Below are 17545 nucleotides of genomic sequence, written 5' to 3' on the forward strand. Positions count from 1 at the left end.
CATACAGGAACAAGGATATTTCTATGACGGTGAGTACAGCGATTTTGTTATGATGCGAATTCTTCGTGAGGAATGGTAGCACAAATCCCGGTTTGTAAACCTACTCAGAATTGCTTAATCCAAAATTTAAGCAAAGCAAGGAATTAGATAGTATGATGCCTAATAACAAGCAAATTCCATAACAAAAGACAATTACATTTTCATATAACTTTATAGCAGGTGGCAAAGCAAAATGCCGCCTGTTTTTTCTGTATTAAGCCTTATCAAATCTATATTTATTTGGTAAAATAAAAGCATTGGTTCAGACCTTATAACGATACCCCCTCAAATTGAAACCCCTTTAACGATACTACCGTTAAAAAGTGAGTAGTCAACACCCCTATCGTTGACTACGATTTGACTACGAATGACTACTACATTTTGCTACGATTTGCCTTATTTTGCTGATTAGCCAAAATATATGTAGATTTAACCCTATTTTATAGACCTGTCAAAACCTTGCAAATTAGGGCAATTCACTGCATTTTAGGAGGAAAAATTTAATGACTAGCGTACTTTTTATCTGCCATGGCAACATCTGCCGCAGCACAATGGCACATTTCGTATTCCAGGACCTTGTTAATAAAGCAGGTCTTGCAGACAGTTTCTTCATAGACTCAAAAGCCACTAGCACAGAGGCTCTCGGAGAATCCACTCACTATGGCACAGTGAAGAAGCTGAGAGAAGTCGGAGTTCCTGTCCTGCCTCATACATCTACACAGATAACTAAAGCAGACTATGGGAAATTTGACTACATTATAGCCATGGACACAAACAACATCAGAAACCTCGACAGAATCTTAAAAAGTGATCCTCAAAATAAGATAAGCAAACTTCTGTCTTTTGCAGGAAAGTCAGGAGACATAGCCGATCCTTGGTATACAGGAGACTTTGATATAACCTATAGAGATGTGCTTGAAGGCTGTCAGGGACTGTTAAGTGAGTTAACCTCAAAAAATAAGATCTAACCATTGTTAAGTTTCGCTACAATATACTCCGTAGGTGTACAACCAAACTCCTTTTTGAAGCATCTGTTAAAATAGGTTGCATCAGAGAAACCGCAGGAATAGGCAATATCACCTATGCTTCTGCCTTCAAGGCTGTAAAATGCCTCAACTGCTTTTTGTAGACGATATTTAATCAGATATTGTATTGGAGTAGTTTTAATATCTCTTTAAACAAACGAAGGCAGGAACTTATACTTATATCTCCACTCTTTGCAATGTCAACTATTGTAATCGTTGTGGGATAATTATTCTCAATAAAAAGCAATATTTTTTTGATACGGAGTTCATCCTGCTTGGCTTTGTCGGTGAACTCTGTTTCATTTTCAAGCAAGTATATATGACTTTTAATAAGACTGAAAATTCTGGTCAGGTTATGACGGACTATGATTGGATAGTCGGTTTTCTCATAAGCACCATTAAGCCAAGTATCGTTAGACAGCTGTAGAATATTGTTCTGCCATGAAATGTTAGGGCTTAGCTTTATAAAGGGCAAAGCCTGTTTTTTAAGTATTGGTTTTATATAAGTTTTCCATACCATGTCCTCGCAATGAGCTGCAATTTCAGGAGAAAATATCAGAGCACGCTGATGTCCGTTAGGGGATAAAAGCTTTGCAGAGTGAAGAATTCCACTATTTAAAAAATATCCCTCACCTTTATTTAATACAAAGCTGCTGTTTGCTATTTGTACAGAGACAGAACCTTCTGTTATTATTATAATTTCAAGTTCATCATGCCAATGCCAGGGAACCTTGACCTTAGTCAGGTCATCGTCAAAAAATGCTATGGGAAAGTCCGAGGTTCCATAGGTAAGAAGTTCTCTTCCACTACTATCTGTTTTATCAACTGAATATGATAATGCCATAAATGTTTCTCCTTAAATTTGACGAAATAATCCTATAGTATATCTCAAATTTGGTGATAAAATGCTATGTACTTATTAGTATTATACGATATAATCCTAAGAGGTCAAGAAAATCATTGCCCAATTATTCTGAAATAAGTTACAAATCTTTTTTTGTGAATAATTTGGACTAAATAAATATGGAGGAAATTTATGGTTTCATTACTTTTAGTAGTTATTTATCTAATCTTTATAAGTCTCGGATTGCCTGACTCCCTACTTGGTTCAGGTTGGCCACAGATGCAGAAGGCATTTTTAGTACCTTCGTCTTATGCAGGTTATGTATCTATGACAATATCTTTTATGACAATAATTTCAGCTCTTTTGAGTCCAAGAATGATAAAGAAGTTTCATACAAAATGGATTACTATAGTGTCGATTGGTTTAACAATAATCGGACTATTAGGATTTTCTGTCTGTGGAGAATACTGGATGCTGTTTTTATTTGCAGTTCCATACGGACTTGGAGCAGGAGCTATTGATGCTTCTGTTAATCACTATGTAGCCAATAATTTTTCAGGTTCAGTTATGAATTTCCTGCATTGTTTTTATGGAGTAGGTGCAGTTATAAGCCCTTATATTATGGCACTTGCACTTAAATATGCAAGGTGGAATGAAGGCTATAGCTGTACATCCTATATTCAGATGTTAATTTTGCTTATATGTATATTTTCTCTCCCTCTTTGGAAAGCAAATGGTAAAGATGAGGAAGAAGACCATAGCGATAGTGTCGGCATAAGAGAAGCACTTAAGGTACCTGCAATCATTTTCACCTTGGTGGCATTTTATGCCTATTGTGCAGGTGAAGCTACCTGTTTTCTTTGGACACCGAGTTACTTTGCAGGCACAAAGGAAGGACTTAGTGCAGAGACGATTGCCTCATTTGGCTCATTGATTTTTGGTGGGTTAATGCTTGGAAGGCTGATTTCAGGTTTTATTTCTAATAAGATTGGCGACAGAAAACTTATCCGTATAGGAATTTTTATAGAATTACTCGGAATAATTATGGTATTTTTGCCTGCATCAAACTATATGGTTGCAGCGGTCGGCTTTGTTGTAATCGGTACAGGTATGGGACCTGTATATCCTGCCATCCAACATATGGCTCCTATAAATTTTGGCAAGAAATACAGTGCGGCGGCAATCGGACTTCAGATGGCCTCAGCTTATGTCGGAAGCACCTTTATGCCCATGGTATTTGGTGTGTTACAGGAAAAAACAGGTATAAGCATAATGCCGGTTTATCTGTTGATTTTCGCAATAATAAATTTCGTAATGCTTGAAATGGCATATTATAAACTGAGGAAGGCGGAGGTAAAATGATATGAAAATAGAACATATAGCAATGTATGTAAATGACCTTGAGGGAGTAAAGGAATTTTTTATAAAATATCTTGACGGGAAGGCTAATGACATTTATTATAATAAAAAAACCGATTTTAAGTCATATTTCATAAGCTTTGAAGATGGAGCACGGCTTGAGATTATGAATAGACCTGATATGGAAGATGTGGGCAAGGGAGTTAACAGAACAGGTTATATTCACTTAGCATTTTCTGCCGGAAGTAAAGAAAAGGTAGACGAAATTACAAATAGGCTTCATGAAGATGGATATGAAGTTTTGAGTGGTCCAAGGACTACAGGGGATGGCTATTATGAAAGCTGTATTTTGGGAATAGAGGGGAATCAGATTGAAATTACAGTTTGATAAATGTTGAAAATAAACATTTAAAGTTATTGAAATTTAGATGGAATTGTAATTTGTAATTATGGTAAGAGTTGTCAATAATTGGGAACAAGGAGGTAAAGATGAGTATAAGAGTAGGAATATTGGGATATGGCAATCTTTCTAAGGGAGTAGAAAGTGCCATAGCTCAGAATAAGGATATGGAGTTGGTTGCAGTATTTACCAGGAGAAATCCTGAAAGCATTAAAACACATAGCGGAGTGCAGGTTCTTAGTACGGCAGAACTTATGGAGTATAAGGATAAGATTGATGTATTGGTACTTGGAGGAGGAAGTGCAACAGATTTGCCGGAGCAAACCCCAGAGTATGTCAAGTATTTTAATGTGGTGGACAGTTTTGATACACATGCAAGGATACCTGAGCATTTTGCAAATGTTGATAAGGCAGCTAAGGAAGCAGGTAAGGTAGGAATTATCTCAGTAGGTTGGGATCCGGGGATGTTTTCTTTGCTTAGGATGATTTCTACATCAGTGTTGCCTGAAGGAGAGAACTATACATTTTGGGGTAAGGGTGTAAGTCAGGGACATTCTGATGCTATCAGAAGGATAGATGGAGTAAAAGATGCAAGACAGTATACCATTCCTGTGGAAGAAGCGGTAAATCGTGTAAGAAGCGGTGAGAATCCGTCTCTTTTAGTTAGGGATAAGCATACAAGAGAATGTTTTGTAGTAGTGGAAGAGGGTGCGGATAAGGCAGCTATTGAGAGTGAAATTATTAATATGCCTAATTATTTTGCAGATTACTATACTACAGTACATTTTATTTCTGAAGAGGAAATGAAGAGAGATCACTCAGGACTTCCACATGGTGGTTTTGTAGTTAGAAGCGGTGTGACAGGATTTGACAGGGAGCATAAGCACATAGTTGAGTACAGCCTCAAGCTGGATTCAAATCCTGAGTTTACAGGGTCAGTGATTACGGCATATGTAAGAGCGGCTTATAAACTTGCAGCAGAAGGTGTGAGCGGATGCAAGACGGTATTTGATATTGCACCTGCTTATCTTAGTGCGTTAAGTCCTGAAGAGCTAAGAAAGACAATGTTATAATAAAGACTCCTGTAAATGTGGAGATTTCTACATTTACAGGAGTCTATTTTATTCGCATAAAAATTTCAGTAAAAATTAGTTTAGTCAGGTATTGCATTATTCATTAAATATTCGCACCAGGAACTATAATTTGAACTATTCAAATGGAGTCCATCTGAGGAACATTCACGGCTCAGATATCCTTCAGCATCAGCAAAAGCCGAAAATACATTTAGATATATAAGTTTATCACCATCACATTTAGATTTTAATAGAGCATTTCTTTCAAGTACCCGTTCATTGTTATAATGATAAGGATCATTTATTTCTTTGTTTTTAGTAACCCCCAGTATGGACTGGATGTAAATCCTTGCATCCGGCTGTATTTCTCTGATTTTTTCAATAGCATCAAAAAATTCGGATTCGAATTCCGTTAAAGGTACTTGAGCTGCATCATTTACCCCTATCATAATGTAGATTTTTTTATATTGGCGAAGAAAAAGAGTTCTTTCCAAGCTAAGTCCCGTTTCTTCGTCTAAGGCGGGGTACATAAAAAATGAATTCACACTTATTCCGGTCTTTGCAAAATAAGATGAGTTAGTAAAGTTTCCGAATGCCCTAAGTCCTACTGTACGGCTATCTCCCAAAAAGAGGGCATCATCAAAATATGAAATATCTACAGTGCCAAGTTCAAGATTTTTGTCTTCATTTTGAGCAGGTTTATCAGAGGAAGAGGAGATGTTTTTTGATGAAACAATGGTATCTGTAGTTTCTTTTTTTTGTGATTTTTGTAAAACTATTTCTCTATTATTTATTTTTGCAGTTTCCATAATTAGTTGATAGGCTTTAATTGAGATAATTACTCCCAATTCAATTATTATAGCGATTATTAGTGCGATTAGTATAAATTTAATTTTCTTTTTCTTCTTCATATCTATTTTTTAGAATTTTCAATTAGCTCCTTACTATATTCCGGTTCTGCTCCGGTTTGACTTTCATGGTACATGGTTGCTTGATTTCTGCCGTTTTTCTTGGAAGTGTATAGTGCAATATCAGCTTTTTCTACTTCTTTATTGAGGGGCAAGCCGGCTTCTATAGGTGCAATTCCTACACTGAGAGTAAGATGGAGCCTTTTACCTGTCTCCGATTCGTCAAGCTCAGCGGATAGGGCTCTTATTTGTGCGAGAGGGTCTTTTATTGTAGAAAAGAATATTCCTATAAATTCATCTCCACCCCACCTTGCTATGAATCCGTCCTTGCCAATGCAGGCTGTGAGTTTTTCGGCTAAGAATGAAAGAGCCTCATCACCTGCAGCATGCCCCAAGGTATCATTTATAGTCTTAAAAAAGTCTATGTCAATGAGGAAAAGATGACCGCCTTCCAGTAAGTGTTGTTTTGAAAAGTATTCAAATCTTGCCATAAATGATTTGCGATTCATAATTTTTGTAAGTTCATCCATTGTAGCAAGAGATATAATACGGTTTCGGTACTGAGAAATTGTATTAATTATAACAGCAATCATGAGTAAAAGCAAAAGGGCAAGCAAACCGAGCTGTAAGAATAGCTGATTTCTATTTGCAAGCATTATGGCTTCGCCGCTTCCATACACTACCAGATACCAGTTAAAAGCTTTGATATATCTTAGTTCACAGAATTGCTTATTTATATTAAATATATCATTCTGACCTATCCATTTCACAGTGAATGCACCTTCAACAGGCATAAGTTGAGTGTTATCAATATCACCAAAAAGTCCGTCTTTGGCAAAGATATTTGAACCTTCCGGCAGGGAATATTCTTTGGAAATAAGAACATTACCATCCAAATCTGTAAAGGCTATACCGACATTATAGTAATTTCCAAGCTCTAAAATACTATTTTCCATCATTGCAAGATTGATGCTTATGCCAATGGTTCCAAGAGTCTTTTTTGAACCGTCTGTGAGCTTGTAGATAATTAGCAGTGTTGCATCGCCGGAGCTTGCTTTGAAAGGATTGAGTGTGAACCGGTATTGAAGGTTCGAGGACATAAAGTCATAAAGCCATCTATCCTCTGTATTATAATTTGACATCTTGAGACTTATACCATCTTGATAGTAGATAGTACCGGTCTCTTTGGATGCATAAAACACAAAGTTATAATTATTCTCCTGATAAGAAGTTTTAAGATAGTCATAAAGTTTTTTTGTATATTCAGGGTCACTTGCATGAGAGTTTTCTTTTTTTGCCCAGTCTACAACAAAAGAATTTTCAGCCATCGCCTTTGCAGTCCGTACTGATGAGGCCATTCCCATATCAAGTTCTCTTATTATATTCATGGCAGTCATATCTGTAGTATGCTCTACATAGGCACCGGTGTTTTTAATACTTGATATTGCGAACATGAGGGCACTTGCAGCAAAGGCTACAATAATGACAAGGCAGATAAGTGCAATCTGCTTGGAGGATTTTAGTTTAGTATTATCCATGTATTTACCCCTTTTATGGTATTGTATAACTATATGATGCCATAATTTATCGGGATTGTAAACAAAAAAGTGTACATATCTTTAGGAGCAGGTTTTCTTCAAGGGGAATTTCGAAGCAATTTCTTATTCAAAAAGAAAAGCACTGAGCCACAAATGACCCAGTGCCTTCTTAATAATAATTTATTCCTGAAAAATAGCTCCTGTTGGGCAAGATTCCTCGCAAGCGCCACAATCTACACAAGCAGAACCATCTACTTCATAATGTTCAGCACCTTCTGAAATACACTCTACAGGACAGACAGAAGCACAAGCGCCACAGCTGATACACTCGTCATTAATTACATGTGCCATTGGTATTTACCTCCTTAAATATTAATATACTTCAAGGATAGTATACATAGTTTAAGCAAGTTTTACAAGTAAATTTTACCAAAAAACACAACAATTTATTAAAAAATCAGTCAATTTAGAAAATGAGTATTATTTTCAAATGTGAGCCAAAACGGACGGTATTATTGAATCTGTCCATATTTCTTAAGTATGCTCTTAATTCTCTCTGTTGGACTTAAAAGCTCGCTGATTGAAGAATCATGATTAAGTTTATCTATTATAAGAGCAACATACTTACTCATGTCTGCACTTATATAGTATGGACGGGAAAGAAGCTCAGGTGTCTGATATACGAGGTTGGTTGTAATAACCTTGTGGATGAGACCGTCTTCATAAGCCTTGTCAAATTTTTCAAGTCCGTTAGTAAAGAGACCGAAAGTAGAAGCTACAAAGATGCGACCTGCATTTCTTTTCTTAAGCTCTGTTGCTACATCAAGCATACTTTCACCTGAAGAAATCATATCATCTACGATGATTACATCTTTTCCATCAAGTTTTCTACCAAGATATTCATGAGCTACAATAGGGTTTTTACCATTTACTATAGTAGCATAATCACGACGCTTGTAGAACATACCTACATCTACTCCGAGTACGCCTGCAAAATATACAGCTCTATTCATAGCACCTTCATCCGGACTTATTATCATCATATTATCAGCGTTCATCTTTACATCAGGCACATTTTTAAGTATACCCTTAATGAACTGGTAAGTAGGCATAATAGTATCAAAGTTGTTAAGAGGGATTGCATTCTGCACTCTTGGGTCATGTGCATCAAAAGTGATTATACTATCCACACCCATGTGTATAAGTTCCTGAAGAGCAACTGCACAATCAAGGGATTCTCTGCCGGAACGCTTATGCTGGCGACCTTCATAGAGGAAAGGCATGATTACAGTTATCCTATGTGCTTTGCCGGCACAAGCCATTATCACTCTTTTTAAATCCTGATAATGGTCATCAGGTGACATATGGTTTTCATATCCGTTCATATTGTAGGTAATACTATAATTACATACATCTACAAGAATGTAGAGATCCAAGCCTCTTACGGTGCTGGTAATAGTACATTTTGCCTCTCCACTTCCAAAACGAGGACACTTTGCCTCGACATGATAGGATTTTTTCTGATAACCGGAAAAAGCAAGTGTAGAGGTGTGTTCATTATTTCTACCATCCCTCCAGCTAACTATGTAATCTTCAACAGCGCTGCCTAATTTAGAGCAGCCTTTCAGTGAAATGATACCAAGAGGTCCCACAGGAATAGTCTCGATATAATCTTCTTTTGGCATTGTTCTTCTCCTTATCTTGAAGGTAATTTGTATTTATGATTATCACCCCTTAGGTGAATAACCCTTGTCAAAATGTCCTTATGTCTTCCCCGGTCAGCTTTAAAAATTTGTAATGCTTTGCAAGTCTTGAAAAGATACGGTCGCCATAATTTGCTTTTATTTGAGCAGGATTCCAGTTCGAGGATAATATTGTAGGTCTGTTATACAATATCCTTTCGTTTATGCAGTCAAAAAGTCTTGAAATAGTAAACGCATTGGCAACTTCAGTTCCTATATCATCAATAACCAGTAAATCACAAGTAAAGATAGGATCGGTAGAAGGTATTATTTTCCCATCTTCTGTATCATTATAGTGAAAGGTATTATCCTCGAATATTTTGACAAATTTGAAAGCAGTTAAAAATACAACTGAATAACCGTTTTTTATAAGTGAATTTGTAAGACAGGAGGCGAGGAAAGTTTTTCCAACTCCAACTCCACCATATATTACAAAACTATGTGCATTATTATCAAAATCATCAGCCATGTTTTTCAAATTTGCCAATGCATTAAGAGCATTTCCTCTTGAACTAAGCTTAGTATTTTTGTCAAAGTCATCATCAGGGTAATAAGTTTCAACAAATCGGCTGAAGTTTGCGTCTTCATCTGCCATCATATAAATACCGGATTGAGAATAGGCTAATTTTGATACTATAGCTTTAAAACATTCACACTTAGCTCCGTCTATAAAACCGGTATCTTTGCAAACAGGGCAGTTATATATATGGTTTAAGTAGTCTTTTGGAAAACCATTTTGGACGAGAAGTTCCTGTTTTTTTACATTAAACCTTGTTATTTTTTTATCAATATTTTCCTTGGCCACAAGATAATCATTATGTGTAAGGAATAAAGCATCTTTAGCAAGATTTGTAAAATCGGTTATTATTTCATCTTCCAGTTTTTTAATCTCAGGCACTTTATTAAAAACTTCGTCAGTATGCCGTTGTCGAAGTTCTGCTGTTTTATATCGTATGTTATCATACTCACGCATTACAGCTTCATATTCAGAATTAGTAAGTCCCATAAAACCACCTTAATATTATAAAAGATTTGTCAAAATATTCAAGTAAAAATGATTAAAAAAATACAAGTTCATATTAAAATTTCTTACGAATAATAGTAATTATTTGAATAATTTGGGTTAAATTATGCTTTTCTCAAGTAATTTATTTGTAAGGTCTTCCATTTTTTCGTTGCTGTATTCTCTTTGCACAAAATTATTAAAACGGTTATAAACAGGCTTAGGATTTGAGCTGTTTACAACTTTGAGATTCTGTTTTGCAGCATAATGTGCCTTATCTCCATTTTTCACATCATCAAGATTGGCCAGTCCGCTTTTGAACCAGTTTTTCAGTATTCCGTCAGTGTATTTAAAGTCGGGTTTTGAAAGCTGTATAAGGGTGCGGCTGCAAGCTTCAGCTACCATTTCAACAGACATATTATATGAATGAAACCATTTAGTAATATATTGCTTTTCGGATGCTCCGGGAAGGCGTGAAAGACCGAAAGCTTTCATAACTGTAGCATTTTCAGTATTGAACACTTCTGCCTCAGACTTAGCGGCATCTACAGTGAGAAGATCTTTATCAGCCCAAGCGAGGGCTACACTTTCTATATATTTAAAGCGATTGATTCCTTTAGTTATGCAACAGTATTCATAAAGGTAAATGATCAGTTCTGTTGTAAACTTAAGTCTTTCATTTAATTCACAAATAAAGTCTATTTCTGAACTGGACAAGGGTCTGCCGGCAAGTTCTCCTGCCTTGTATAGCACCTGAGTAAGGTCTAATTCAGTTATGTTGACCGGTTGGGGATTAGTGAAAATGGTTTCATCCTCATCACCGTCATCATACAAAGATGTTTCAGACTGAATATCTGATGACATTGTAGAGTTTTCATCAGGGATACCTGATACATCTGAGATGCGTATGGCAGTTATGGTATTTTCATCTGCTCTGGTGACTTTAAAGAGCCCCTGCTTTTCCCAATAATTGATGGAACGGATTATATCCTTTTCACTGTCCTCAAGGAAATCACAGGCAGAACTGATAGAAAAGCTTCTGTGATTCTGAGAATAGTACATAAGGTATAAGTAGAACCTGATATGCGAGGCATTTGCCTCATTTATAAAACGCTCGATGAAAGCATTTGAAATTACAGTAACTCCTGTATTGATAGCCATGCTTAAGTTTATCTCTGACATAATATCCCTCCCGGTCTGCTGTTACAAGGAGTATATCACAAGATTCTTAAAAATAAAATAGATGGCAGTTTTGATGGGATATAGTTAAAAAATGTGGATAATGTGGATAAGTTTGTGGATTGTTATAAAAATTATAAGTTTTGGAGCAGAAAAACATGTGGATAAAATTGTGAAGAAAACGAATAAAAATCCACAGTAAAAAAATTTATAATAAATTTTTACTGTGGATATTGTGGATAAGATTTATTTTAACATATTTTCCCCTACTTTTACTATATCTCCGGCTCCCATGGTTATCAACAGATCATCAGGTTTACAGGTGTGGATAAGAAAATTTTCTATTTCTTCAAAAGTTTTGAAAAAATACGCCTCATGTCCATTTTCGGACATTATTTTTCTTATGTTATCGGAGGAGATATTTCCGGGATTTTCTTCTCTTGCTGCATAGATTTCTGCAAAGACAACTATGTCGGCAAGGGAAAGTACATCTGCAAATTCCCTGAGAAAGGTTTTAGTCCTTGAGTAGAGGTGTGGCTGGAAGGCTATAATAAGGCGATTATGCTTGACTCGTTTTGCAGCTTCAAGGGTAGCTCTGATTTCGGTAGGATGGTGTGCATAGTCATCTACTATTGTGTAACCGTCTCTTTTTCCTTTGTACTGGAAACGGCGGTCAGTTCCGGTGTATTTTTTAATGCCCTGCCTTATTTTATCAAGAGAAATTCCGGCTTTATAAATTTCTGACGGTTCAAGGCTTGCAGCAATTACTGCCAGTGAATTTGATACATTATGTTCTCCTGTGACGGAGAGTTCTATAAGACCTTTGTTTTCACCTCTTACAATCAGTTCATAACAGGCACAGCCAAAATCGTTATAGATTATATTCTTAGCTGTATAATCAGGCTCTTTTGCATTAAAGGCTTTTAGTCCATAAGTTACTACTCTTATACCGGTATTTTTAACGAGATTTTCGCTATCTTCTATTTCGTTGTTTATAACAAGCAGTCCATTTGCGGGGAGCAGATCTATGAACTTAGTGAAAGAGAGTCTTTCGTTTTCCAGTGTGCCAAAAAAGTCCAAATGTTCAGCTTCAACATTTAATACTACGGCTGTAGTAGGTGTGAAGCTTAAGAAACTGTTAGCATATTCGCAGGCTTCCATAATGAAGTTTTCAGACTTGCCAAGACGCATATTGCCATGAATACCGCTAAGTATTCCTCCGACAGATACGGTAGGGTCAAGATCCGCTTCAAGATAAACATAGGAAAGCATTGAGGTAGTAGTAGTCTTGCCATGAGTACCGGCAACTGCAACTGCATTTTTATAGTGGCTCATTATCTGTCCAAGACACTCAGCCCTTTCCATCATAGGTATGCCAAGCTCTTTTGCCTTTACAAGCTCGGGATTATCCTCGTGAATAGCTGCTGTATATATAGCCAGACCAATGTCGGGTGTAATATTTTTAGCCTCCTGCGAATAATAAACTGTAATTCCAAGCTGCTCAAGTCTTTTGGTAACAGCAGATTCGTGAAGATCTGAACCGGACACTTTAAAGCCCTTGTCAAGAAAAAGCTCAGCTATTCCACTCATACTGATTCCTCCAATGCCTATGAAGTAAACCGGAGTAGAGTTAATATTCAAGTCTAATTTATGCATAATTATACCTCTTTTATAAATATATATTCTAATATGCTTATATTATAGCATAAATGAGCTTTAATGGCAAAATAAAGCTGAGAATTTATTAAGTGTAATCAAGATTAAATATGCATGGATAGTAAGTCTATCGACAATATTCATTAAAAGACCATATGGTCATTTTTATGATAAGAAAATGCCAAAATTACAATAAAAATAAACAAAACAATGTTAAAAAACTCATAATTAATGCATATTTATATCAATAGTAATTTTTGCTAAAGCATGCTATAATATAATTCAAATTAGAAAGTGCTAAGGCTAAGGCTAAGGCTAAGGCTAAGGCTAAGGCTAAGGCTAAGGCTAAGGGGCAGATTCTGGTTTGCAGCTTAGACGCAGTGGCAGGGAAGCATTACTGTCAGACAGAATCAGGAGGTCACAGTATGAATATTACAGATATTAGAATCAGAAAAGTTGCTAAGGAAGGTAAGTTGAAAGCAGTTGCTTCTATCACAATTGATGGTGAGTTCGTTGTTCATGACATTAAGATTATTGATGGTGATAAAGGTCTTTTCATAGCAATGCCTAGCAGGAAGACAAATGACGGTGAGTATCATGATATTGCTCATCCAATTAATTCAGAGACAAGGGAAAGACTTCAGAAGTCAATTGTCACAGAGTATGAAAATGGAAATTGGATGGAATTTCCGGTTAAGGAAGAAGCGGTATAAAGGTTGATTGAGAAATAGTAATGAATCGGGAGGTCTTGAGGCCTCCTTTTTTTAATGCAAAAAAATATATTATGGTGTATAATTATTATGAAATTATAGCGATTCTAAGAAAGAAGGGAATTATGTATATAGTAGCAGGCTTAGGCAATCCGGATAGGAAGTATGCAGGAACAAGGCACAATATAGGATTTGATGTGATTACTTATTTATCTGATAAATATAATGTAGGAATTTCAAAGACAGGTTTTAAGTCAAAACTCGGACAGGGGTTTATAGAGGGGGAGAAGGTGCTTCTTATGAAACCGCAGACCTACATGAACCTTTCCGGAGAGGCGATAGGAGAGGCGGTAAATTTTTATAAGGCGGATGCAAGCGAAGAGGTGATAATCATACAGGATGATATAGACCTGGCACCCGGGAATATAAGGATAAGAGTTAAGGGAAGTGCAGGCGGGCATAATGGAATTAAGAGTATTATTTCGCATCTTGGCAGTAATGAATTTATTCGTATCAAAATCGGTGTAGGAGGGAAGCCTGAGGGGGCTGATCTTGCCAATCATGTGCTTTCAGGTTTTGACCGAGACACGGAACCGCTCATAAGAAAGGTTATAGAAGTTGCAGGGGCAGCAGTTGTAACTATAATGAAAGAGGGGGCAGAGGCAGCTATGAATAAGTACAATGGGATAAAGATAGAGCTGTAACAGAAGTATAGAAGTAGCCGAAATTAAATAACGCAGTAAAATATAAGCTCCCTCTGCTTTGGCAGGGGGAGTAGTTTAATAACGAGAAAAATCTATTTTATCTTTAATTTAAGATTTGTAACTGCTTTGTTACTTAGCTTCTTTCCGTCAATACTTATTGTTACGCTAAATTTACCTGATTTAAGCTTATTTGCCTTTTTCTTTATCTTTTTCAATGGCTTTTTCAAATATAGCCTTAGCTTTGGTTAAATCGGCTCTCTTTTGAAGCCCTTTAATGGCAGCTTCTATCTCAGACGCATATTCTTCAAGTTTTTCTTTTGGCTCTTTATTAGCTAAACCTTCTTTAGCCTTTGTGATAATTTCGGCAAGTTTTTTATAAGAACTCTTGGTATAGCGTTCTTCACTTATAGCTTCAGCTTTTTGGAGCTGTTCCTTAAATGCGAAACTTCCTACATAAGCGTTAGGTATAACATAAGATAAATTGTAGGTTTTATAGGTCATTGTAAAGTATTTATCATCTCCTGAACCCCAGCCGTTTTGGTGGTTTTCATACAATAAAGCTATGTTTCCGTCATTAAGTTCAGTCAGGCAGGAATACATAAATTCTGAGTTAAGTTCACCTACTCTCATAGGATTAGGAAGCCATTCGACAGTATTGTCGTTATCATCATTTAAGAATCCTACAAATATCTTTCCGTTAAGACGCTGACCACCTTTTGAGTACGGCTCACCCTTTGATAAAGTTGATCCATTTTCATTAGGACCGGTAGGACAGGTTAAGAGAAAGGCAGTTTTGTTATTTATAGGCGATGAATATACTATAGCGGACATCTGTGTATTGGAGTTTACGGTAATATCGGTCTGTACCTCACTCTTCCAGTTATATGTTAAGGTATCCTGTGAAAATTCTGCATCAATATATTTAAGTTTTGTATTGGAGTAATGACGATAGAAGAACCTTAGGTTACCGTTAGGAAGTTCTATTACGGTACTTTCAGAACTGTTGGTACCTACCGGCATATCTTCACTTCTATGCCAATTTTCTCCATTATCTGTGGAGTATACAAAACTTGTTTTTTCTACTGTTCTACCGGAAGTACGGTTAAAATAATAACAAGGGAAGATGATATTGCCGTTTTTGGTATATAAGCCTCTGCCCGGACCTGCCAAATAAGCTTCTTCAGCATCTTTTTTCAGTGGAAGTAATTTAGGTGCGGAGAAAGTTTTACATCCGTCATCAGAGCTTACAAGATAAAGATAACTTGTTCTTTGTACCTTATAAGGTGAATCCTTAAAAAATAAATTTGTATCTACTGTACCATCTGCATTTTTTATATTAAAATATGTATCTACGGTATAGTCATTTACAGCTTCCTTTGTATCGTTTTTGTATATTTTTAAATCTTTGAGGTTTAGATGGTAATTATAGTTTTTATGATTATCGTTACTAAGCAGGAGGTTTCCTTCGCTGTCAAACCCTGATTTTCTCTGAGGAGGGGTTTCTATATTGCCGTTTAATGCAACTCCATAAGGATACAAATCGCAAAGCATCCATACTTTTTTTCCGTCAGTAGCAAGGGCAGGATCGATAAAGCAAGTGGAATTTTTCCCGTTATATATGTTACCGTTGTCTCCGAGGTAGTTTACAAATGAATAGTTCCAGTTTTTGCCATTATCATCCGAATAGCTTACCATAGTATCAAGACCACCACCATCATAAGTAGTATTCCATCTTACATCGGCAGCGGCTACTATCCTTCCGTCATAAGCACCACCCTCAAGGGTAATCATAGCAGGTATGCGGTAACTGTTGCTGCCGGCCAGATCTTTACTAAATGGTTGATTATGTGAAGTTCCGTCAGCAGGTTTTGTAGAGTAATGTTTATATGCGGCATAAGTTGATATTCCGCTTGAGGAAGTTAAGGTTAACGCAAGGGGAAAGATGAAGGGCTTTTTGAAAATAAATTTTTTCATACATATTCTCCTTTCGATTTTGCTTGTTATTAATGTCTGTATTCAAGATAACAGGGATATGGCTGCATTTGCAATATAAATTGAGGAAACAGAAAGAAGAAACTGAAATGCTGTAGAATATACACATATAAATTGTGAGGGAGGGATAAGAATATGCATAATATATACAAGGGAATGAAAGAATTTTCAAGTATTTATTGAAGCTGGAAAATACTTACATCATTAATAAATAAATGTAAAAGTTCGAAACTTTTAAATATTTTGGTAAACTTATAGTATTTGATAAAATATATTATGATACAAGTGTCAAAAGTATAAAAATTCGATGCAAGCTTGCTTGCAAGAGAATTTATTATCTTTTGACACGCAAAAAATATGAGTAAGTAGCCATTTTTTGCAAAAAAATGAGCGGATTACGAATATTTTTGCAAGGATTGCGAGAGGTGAAGCCGAAGCAATCCTGTATCATTGGGTGTCAAATACTTTTGACACCCACATCATATTATGAGGAGATCAGACATGAAAATGACAGACATACTGCTTCCTACAAAAGCACAAATCAAAAAATATGAAGATTATCTAAGAATAAGTCAGGAATGTGCAGATAATACAATAGAAAAGTATATAAGGGAACTGAAGATATTTATTGATTATTTAAAAAATGAGACTGAATATATTTCTAAAGCTGCCCTGATTACTTGGAAAAGTAAAATGGAACTTAAATATAAAGCTTCAAGCATAAATAGCAAAATAGCTGCTATAAACAAATATCTTACTTATGTCGGACTAGACGAATTGAAAATAAAATCAATAAAGGTACAAAAAAGGATATTTTGTGATGAAAGTGAAGAATTAGACAAAAAAGAATATATAAAGCTTATAAAAACTGCAGATTTGTGTAAAAAGTATAGACTTTCTTTAATGCTTCAGACTATATGTTCAACAGGAATAAGAGTATCAGAACTAAAATATATAACTGTTGACGCATTAGCTAAAGGAATGGCAGAAGTGGAAGGTAAGAGAAAAAGAAGGATTATATTTTTGCCAAGGGCATTATGTGAGAAATTAAAAAAATATGCAGAAGAAAACAATAAAATACATACAGATGATATGATTTTTTCAACAAAAGCCGGAAAGGAAATAGACCGGTCAAATATATGGAGAGATATGAAAGTGCTCTGTAAAAAAGCAGAAATTGATGAAAGAAAAGCATATCCACATAATTTAAGGCACTTATTTGCAAGGACATTTTATGAAATAGACAAGGATATTTCAAAGCTTGCTGATGTACTTGGGCATACAAACATAAATACAACAAGAATATATCTGACACAGAGTATGGTGAATTATATGAAACAGATAGATAAGATGGAATTGATAACAACATAATA

General features: G+C 35.8%; 17 protein-coding genes. 7 read left to right on the forward strand and 10 right to left on the reverse strand.

The window, feature by feature from the left end:
• The first annotated feature begins 542 nt into the window (after positions 1–542).
• Positions 543–1007 carry a low molecular weight protein-tyrosine-phosphatase gene (locus ACTTKP_RS02870; RefSeq protein ID WP_442552399.1) on the forward strand — a complete coding sequence of 155 codons (465 nt, stop codon included), beginning with the start codon at positions 543–545 and terminating at the stop codon, positions 1005–1007.
• Here the strand turns inward: ACTTKP_RS02870 and ACTTKP_RS02875 are convergent.
• Together ACTTKP_RS02875 and ACTTKP_RS02880 are read right to left on the reverse strand one after the other, a co-directional pair.
• On the reverse strand, positions 1004–1207 hold the full coding sequence (locus ACTTKP_RS02875; protein ID WP_442552437.1) for a helix-turn-helix domain-containing protein: 204 nt from the start codon (positions 1205–1207) through the stop codon (positions 1004–1006). The genes ACTTKP_RS02870 and ACTTKP_RS02875 overlap by 4 nt on opposite strands.
• A complete protein-coding gene (locus tag ACTTKP_RS02880; protein ID WP_442552400.1) occupies positions 1180–1908 on the reverse strand; it encodes a cupin domain-containing protein in 729 nt (242 codons plus the stop codon). Before ACTTKP_RS02880 ends, ACTTKP_RS02875 begins: the two co-directional genes overlap by 28 nt.
• A 192-nt stretch (positions 1909–2100) precedes the next feature.
• Here ACTTKP_RS02880 and ACTTKP_RS02885 point away from each other — a divergent pair, with 192 nt between their 5' ends.
• The 3 genes from ACTTKP_RS02885 to ACTTKP_RS02895 all read left to right on the forward strand — a co-directional run bounded on the left by ACTTKP_RS02885 (position 2101) and on the right by ACTTKP_RS02895 (position 4740).
• A complete protein-coding gene (locus ACTTKP_RS02885) occupies positions 2101–3270 on the forward strand; it encodes an MFS transporter (RefSeq protein WP_442552401.1) in 1170 nt (389 codons plus the stop codon).
• A 1-nt stretch (position 3271) separates the two neighbouring features.
• Complete coding sequence (locus ACTTKP_RS02890) at positions 3272–3655, forward strand: VOC family protein (protein ID WP_442552402.1); 384 nt, start codon at positions 3272–3274, stop codon at positions 3653–3655.
• A 101-nt stretch (positions 3656–3756) separates the two neighbouring features.
• Positions 3757–4740, forward strand: a complete 984-nt coding sequence (locus ACTTKP_RS02895) for a diaminopimelate dehydrogenase (RefSeq protein WP_442552403.1) — start codon at positions 3757–3759, stop codon at positions 4738–4740.
• 80 nt (positions 4741–4820) lie between these two features.
• Here the strand turns inward: ACTTKP_RS02895 and ACTTKP_RS02900 are convergent, their stop codons facing one another.
• From ACTTKP_RS02900 to murC, 7 genes are all read right to left on the reverse strand, one after another.
• Positions 4821–5651: a GDSL-type esterase/lipase family protein gene (locus ACTTKP_RS02900; protein ID WP_442552404.1), complete on the reverse strand. Its 831-nt coding sequence runs from the start codon at positions 5649–5651 to the stop codon at positions 4821–4823.
• A 2-nt stretch (positions 5652–5653) separates the two neighbouring features.
• The gene (locus ACTTKP_RS02905; protein ID WP_442552405.1) at positions 5654–7186 is read right to left on the reverse strand and encodes a sensor domain-containing diguanylate cyclase; all 1533 of its coding nucleotides are present in this window, start codon (positions 7184–7186) and stop codon (positions 5654–5656) included.
• Positions 7187–7366: 180 nt separating this feature from the next.
• Positions 7367–7537 (reverse strand): DUF362 domain-containing protein, encoded by a 171-nt coding sequence (locus ACTTKP_RS02910; RefSeq protein ID WP_442552406.1) that lies wholly within the window; start codon positions 7535–7537, stop codon positions 7367–7369.
• Between the two features lie 161 nt (positions 7538–7698).
• Positions 7699–8871, reverse strand: coding sequence for a ribose-phosphate pyrophosphokinase (locus ACTTKP_RS02915; RefSeq protein WP_442552407.1), 1173 nt, complete (start codon positions 8869–8871; stop codon positions 7699–7701).
• 67 nt (positions 8872–8938) lie between these two features.
• Positions 8939–9934, reverse strand: a complete 996-nt coding sequence (locus ACTTKP_RS02920) for an ATP-binding protein (RefSeq protein ID WP_442552408.1) — start codon at positions 9932–9934, stop codon at positions 8939–8941.
• 117 nt (positions 9935–10051) lie between these two features.
• The gene (locus tag ACTTKP_RS02925; RefSeq protein ID WP_442552409.1) at positions 10052–11113 is read right to left on the reverse strand and encodes a DnaD domain protein; all 1062 of its coding nucleotides are present in this window, start codon (positions 11111–11113) and stop codon (positions 10052–10054) included.
• A gap of 243 nt (positions 11114–11356) precedes the next feature.
• Positions 11357–12766: a UDP-N-acetylmuramate--L-alanine ligase gene (gene murC, locus ACTTKP_RS02930; protein ID WP_442552410.1), complete on the reverse strand. Its 1410-nt coding sequence runs from the start codon at positions 12764–12766 to the stop codon at positions 11357–11359.
• Positions 12767–13191: 425 nt separating this feature from the next.
• Here murC and spoVG point away from each other — a divergent pair, with 425 nt between their 5' ends.
• Positions 13192–13479: a septation regulator SpoVG gene (gene spoVG, locus ACTTKP_RS02935; protein ID WP_442552411.1), complete on the forward strand. Its 288-nt coding sequence runs from the start codon at positions 13192–13194 to the stop codon at positions 13477–13479.
• 122 nt (positions 13480–13601) lie between these two features.
• Positions 13602–14180 (forward strand): aminoacyl-tRNA hydrolase, encoded by a 579-nt coding sequence (gene pth, locus ACTTKP_RS02940; protein ID WP_442552412.1) that lies wholly within the window; start codon positions 13602–13604, stop codon positions 14178–14180.
• Positions 14181–14366: 186 nt separating this feature from the next.
• Here pth and ACTTKP_RS02945 read toward each other — a convergent pair whose 3' ends face one another.
• Positions 14367–16154: a sialidase family protein gene (locus tag ACTTKP_RS02945; protein WP_442552413.1), complete on the reverse strand. Its 1788-nt coding sequence runs from the start codon at positions 16152–16154 to the stop codon at positions 14367–14369.
• Positions 16155–16673: 519 nt separating this feature from the next.
• On the opposite strand from ACTTKP_RS02945, the gene ACTTKP_RS02950 reads away from it, so the two are divergent.
• Entirely contained in the window at positions 16674–17543 is an 870-nt protein-coding gene (locus ACTTKP_RS02950; protein ID WP_442552414.1) for a tyrosine-type recombinase/integrase, read from the forward strand.
• Positions 17544–17545: the final 2 nt, after the last annotated feature.

This window comes from Catonella sp. (genome assembly GCF_052169795.1).
In the GTDB taxonomy this organism is placed as follows: Bacteria; Bacillota; Clostridia; order Lachnospirales; family Lachnospiraceae; genus Catonella.